This is a genomic window from Stygiolobus sp. RP850M, assembly GCF_037389295.1.
Taxonomy (GTDB): Archaea; Thermoproteota; Thermoprotei_A; order Sulfolobales; family Sulfolobaceae; genus Stygiolobus.
Genome location: NZ_JBBHKU010000039.1, coordinates 1 through 4,734, shown reverse-complemented (window position 1 = coordinate 4,734; position 4,734 = coordinate 1). Strand labels below are relative to the sequence as shown.

The 4,734-nt window shown below is 36.3% G+C and carries 7 protein-coding genes and 3 pseudogenes; 2 read left to right on the top strand and 8 right to left on the bottom strand.

Going from position 1 to position 4,734, the window contains the following annotated elements:
* A pseudogene (locus tag WIW52_RS03875) lies at positions 1–103 on the top strand (transposase); the annotation flags it as partial.
* A gap of 478 nt (positions 104–581) precedes the next feature.
* Here the strand turns inward: WIW52_RS03875 and WIW52_RS03870 are convergent.
* A complete protein-coding gene (locus WIW52_RS03870) occupies positions 582–1,037 on the bottom strand; it encodes a hypothetical protein (RefSeq protein ID WP_337708731.1) in 456 nt (151 codons plus the stop codon).
* On the bottom strand, positions 1,034–1,438 hold the full coding sequence (locus tag WIW52_RS03865; RefSeq protein WP_337708730.1) for a hypothetical protein: 405 nt from the start codon (positions 1,436–1,438) through the stop codon (positions 1,034–1,036). Before WIW52_RS03865 ends, WIW52_RS03870 begins: the two co-directional genes overlap by 4 nt.
* Before the next feature lie 265 nt (positions 1,439–1,703).
* Between WIW52_RS03865 and WIW52_RS03860 the strand changes: the two are divergent.
* Positions 1,704–1,904: pseudogene (locus WIW52_RS03860) on the top strand (RNA-guided endonuclease TnpB family protein); the annotation flags it as partial.
* A 39-nt stretch (positions 1,905–1,943) separates the two neighbouring features.
* Here the strand turns inward: WIW52_RS03860 and WIW52_RS03855 are convergent.
* From WIW52_RS03855 to WIW52_RS03830, 6 genes and pseudogenes are all read right to left on the bottom strand, one after another.
* Entirely contained in the window at positions 1,944–2,345 is a 402-nt protein-coding gene (locus WIW52_RS03855; RefSeq protein ID WP_337708728.1) for a HEPN domain-containing protein, read from the bottom strand.
* Between the two features lie 473 nt (positions 2,346–2,818).
* The gene (locus WIW52_RS03850; protein ID WP_337708726.1) at positions 2,819–3,211 is read right to left on the bottom strand and encodes a PIN domain-containing protein; all 393 of its coding nucleotides are present in this window, start codon (positions 3,209–3,211) and stop codon (positions 2,819–2,821) included.
* A complete protein-coding gene (locus tag WIW52_RS03845) occupies positions 3,195–3,422 on the bottom strand; it encodes an AbrB/MazE/SpoVT family DNA-binding domain-containing protein (RefSeq protein WP_337708724.1) in 228 nt (75 codons plus the stop codon). Before WIW52_RS03845 ends, WIW52_RS03850 begins: the two co-directional genes overlap by 17 nt.
* Before the next feature lie 219 nt (positions 3,423–3,641).
* Entirely contained in the window at positions 3,642–3,965 is a 324-nt protein-coding gene (locus WIW52_RS03840; protein ID WP_337708722.1) for a nucleotidyltransferase domain-containing protein, read from the bottom strand.
* A gap of 172 nt (positions 3,966–4,137) precedes the next feature.
* Positions 4,138–4,350, bottom strand: a complete 213-nt coding sequence (locus WIW52_RS03835; RefSeq protein ID WP_337708720.1) for a HEPN domain-containing protein — start codon at positions 4,348–4,350, stop codon at positions 4,138–4,140.
* A 282-nt stretch (positions 4,351–4,632) separates the two neighbouring features.
* Positions 4,633–4,734: pseudogene (locus WIW52_RS03830) on the bottom strand (IS6 family transposase); the annotation flags it as partial.

Genomic DNA, 4,734 nt, shown 5'->3' with positions numbered 1-4,734 from the left:
GGTGAGGGCTCTTAACCTGAGGAGCGTGGAGGCGTTCCTCAGGTTCGTTGAACGTTATTTAGGTGGACCGCCGGGGCTGATGAAAATCTTTAAGTTACGTTAAAGTCCCATAACTGCTGTACATAATTTATTCCCTTCTCATTAGCTTTCGTCATGAAAAGATTTTAGAAACTTTTGTAACTAATAATTATCAAGAAAGCTAAGTACATCTTTTGCTGATTCTAAAATTTTTCTTAGTATGTTTTCATCTATTTTAACATTCTGAGTGCGACCTTTATAGGGATGGCTAGTTAGTGTTACTTCGGTCGGGTTTAAAGTATAATGGTCTACTGCTACACGATAAACATATAAGAGGTATATTTGCGGATCGAGTCCGCTACTGGCTAAGTCTTGAATAAATTGAGTGTGAGGAAAACTATCATTGTTGTTACCCTTACCCTTATTCCCTTTACAAATATTTTTTATAGACCAATAGTTAAATAGAGAAGAGAAATACACAGCGCTAATTATTCTCCTTATAAGTACCTCATCTAAACTATTGCTCAAAAGACTCTCAAAATAATTTAACAGTTTATGGGGCTTTAACTTATTTGCATTGCTTGGTTGCATACTAATACCACTTTACCTGCAATGTCACCTAGACCTTCTTTATTTAGAGTATCTTTAGTATACTTTGCTAGGTACTTCCATTCTTCCCAATCACAATTGTTTATGCGAATTTCTACGAATAATGGTTGTGAGGATTCTACGTCTTCTGTAATACTAATGCTAGAAATATTAATTGGAAATGTATTACTCAGCCATAAGACTATTGATGCTAAACCCCTTAGATCTATAAAATTACTGATACTGTTCACGCAATCCTCATCAATATAAGTTTTCAATATTTCAAGAGCTTCTTTCTTATCAATCATATTAAAAATACTACGGATAGAATTACTATAGGTCTCAGTAGTAGTGGTTACTGGAATATACTTAGAGGAAATACTGATTTGTGTTGGCTCCAAGTTAGAGTATATAGTGAAATTCTCCGTCATGTTTTCTCACCTATTTTGTGCCAGCTTATCTTTGGGGTCCATCTTAACGTATATAGAGGTTCTTGTCGCATCTTAAATTGAGTATTTTTAGACGCCATTATTGGTTCTATCTCAAGTCTAATTAAATATTCACCAATTTTCGCATCTTTATAAATTACTTCTTCATAAGCTGAGATTTTATCGTCTATTTCCAATTCTATCCAGCCTTCATTAACTTGTTTACCTGGCTCTAGAATAGGTTTATCCTTGACCTCATTTAGGGCCCCTTCAGAAGGATGCACAGATATTCCAACGATAAAATTAACATTAAATTCCACACCAAAAGGCGAAGATATTTGCAAAGGTATAACGTCCACAATTGCTGCACGCAAAATAATTATACTACCATCACTGACTTTCACATAACCTCTAACTGAGTTCCTAAAACTTATATTATTTAGTAAAGTGCTCATCATAATCAGCTGTCAACGATTTACTATTTACCATAAATAATAAAAAGCTATTTCCTAATTTAAACGAGATAGTTCTAGGGATGTTTTTAAAAAGTTTTCAAGCTTCCCTCAGACTACAAGGATTTTCCAATAAATGCTACTCGGGCTTATTTTTCTGCTTCTTCAAGGGCTATTCTCTCAATCTCCTTAACCGAGTTGTTTAATAATGCGTTTTCTGGATAAGCAATTGAACGCATCTCTAAACATATACCTCAAGATGTGCGGGTTTCCCCACCTCTTTTTTACTTCCACTGGGAGTAGGTGGGTCGGGGTTATCCCGCTAAAGGGGCGGAGGGGTATGAACGGGACAATGCCCCGTGACTCTGGTGAAGCCCAAGGGCTGAGAATTGAATACAAATTTATGAAAATTCAATGAAGCCCAAACCCCACCTTTCCGAAAGCGGGACTAATTTCCTCAGCTAACCTTATGAAGAAGTCCCTCTGCAAAATTGATCACCTCAATAGCAACGTTAATGCATTCCTCTGCGTCATCTCTCTCGTAACTTATACTCATATTATACCTTGACACCAGATACTCGTCACTTAAAGACTTTAACTTACTCCTATTCTCCCTGACAAAACGATCAATCCTCTCATCATTCGTGACAGTCTTTATATGATTAAGTATGATCCTCAAGTCGTGAACGGTAGGAAAACTTCCTGTCAAAGCTATACTTAACCCCTTAAAGTAAAGAACCGAAGCTAAACTCGAGAGAAAACAGACTTCACAATAATAGTCCTTTTCCAAGGATATTTTTGCTGGCTCGAGGTATCTCTTAGCCTTGGTTATAAGCTCATTAGCCTCACTTGAGACCATAATTACTTGTAGAGTATTATAATGAATAAAGATTTTTGCAAAAATGTCAGTTGACTAATTTCTAAAATTCAAGTATTGTAATATAAACTGAAGTTTCTAATTGGATGATGTAAGGGATTAGAATAGTTCTATGAAGAGATCGTTTGAGTTATTAATAAAGAGAAAAGAATAATTGACGATTAGCTAGAAGACTAACTTTTATTGAGTTAAAGAGTACTCCACTTTAACCCTACTTTCCCGCGTGAATACTTTCGTTAACTCATCCTTTTTTAATATCATTCGGATGATGTAGTTGAACCAGAACAGTATTTATTGGAAAAATCCAAGGTCAGTTATTATGTACTTCCAGAGCGTGGATCAAGACAGTGACGCTAGGAGACACCTAGTGAAACTCTACGTTAAAGCTTAACTTATCCCTTATAGAACGAATCTCCTACCACTAGAATTTAGGGCATTTTTAATTTGTCAATCCGTTAAACCACCTCTACTCCGTGTCTTTTGGCGAGGCTCTTCAGGGCTTTGTCCTTAGTAGCTAAAGGTAATTTATTTTCTATAGCGTGGGCTAAAATTACAACGTCGTTATATCTGGATAAGCTTAACCTTTCTTTGGTTAATATTTCTAAAGCTCTACCTATAATGTCATCATTGTCGCACAGGATTTTAGCCCTTTCATTAGCCACGTAACTTTTTACGTACTCTACGTTGTCGATGTTGTTAGCTCTAAGAAACCAAGTAAACTCATGGATAACTAAGGAGGGGATTAACCATTCCTCAAGGCTGTCTAATAATTCTTCGGCTTCTTTATGAAACTCCGAATCTTCTACTAGGTCATAGATTAAGATGTTTGTGTCAATGACTGCTTTCATTTAAACCCCTTTCTATGTCCCTTTCAATCTCCTCGATAGTTAACTTCCTTCCCAATTTGATTCTCGGTCTTACAGTTAAGACTTTCTTTATTACTATCCTGTCCTCTTCTACATAAAATTCTAAAATATCTCCCTCATGTATGCCTAGCCTGTTTCTTATGGAGGCGGGGATTGTAACCTGATAGTTTCTGGTAACCTTTACCCTTTCCACGATTTACTACTTGATCTAGTCACATATAAAAATTTCTAGTAGCATACTCTACACCGGACTTTTACGTATGCGGGTGATTAGATATTTACAAAGTTGGGGATAAACGGATGAGCTCTCTGGAAACCAGATTGAAGAGGTGTCAGATCTTGTTGCGTATAATTGACAAGTCACAGTAGCTTCTAACTAAAATAATTGCGAAATAGTTTCACTGTGTAATGATTACACTTCTACGTATTCTTCGATCAATTTAAGAAAATATCCTTCTTCTTCCTTACTAAGTATGTGTATGTCTAATTCTACTTCTTCATCTACTTTATCGAGTATTTCTAAAGTCCTCCTTATTTTCTCCTTGCTGCTTAACTTCTCGTTGTAGATTACTGCAATATCTAAATCACTGCTACCCGTGACTCCACCTTTGACGACCGAGCCGAAGACTATCAATTTATCAACCTTTCCCAACGTTATTGCAACCTCCTTAACCCTCTGTGCTATTGTTCTCCAATTGTTTTCTAAGTACTTTATGTACTCTAGCCCTTGTAGCACCACTTTTCTCCCCAAATATCTTTTATGAGTGGAAGAATATAATTTTCGACCGTATCTAAGCAGTCGGACGCAAATTCTGAGTCAATATCAACTAATGAATATTCTCCTTCAGCCCTGCTTAACCAAGTTTAAGTCTTTCCTCTTTTCCTTTACTAACTTTTCAATTTCTTTATTATTGGTCAGTTGTGCTAGTACTGAGAGTAATTTCCTTATGTGGGAACAAGTGACCTAAGAGAAGATAAGCGGATTTTATAAGCAGTTCGGCTGATATCTGGCAGTTAGTAGCGGAAGCGTCGTGCAATCCTTCATTAAACGCCTCTTTTGCAATCCTCAAGTATTTTAACGCTCCTTTACAGAGTAATTTTGCGTTATTTATTGAGGACATTAATTAAATGTAGCAAAGTTAACTTATAATATCTAGATCGCCTTATTGCTGTGTAACTTACCTTCCTTTTTTTTTTCTTTTATCTCTTGCACTTTCTAAGGGATCATAAAGCGTCGAATAAAGCCGTTAATCTATGATTAGTGTGTCTAAAATACTGTGAGTCTGTCGCGTTAGTCGAATTATTTAATTGCGTAATTTGTGCCTCAGTGATTTCGCTGAGGGAGTCCCCGATAAGAACTCTTAAAATTGCATCCGTGTGATAAAGGAGTGTGGACAACATTTTCACTCATTTGAAATATTTACATTTATTATCACCCCCTTATCTAACAAATACACCGGGCAGTAAAGGATGTTATAGATAAGGAAATAGGTTGCGAACCATCT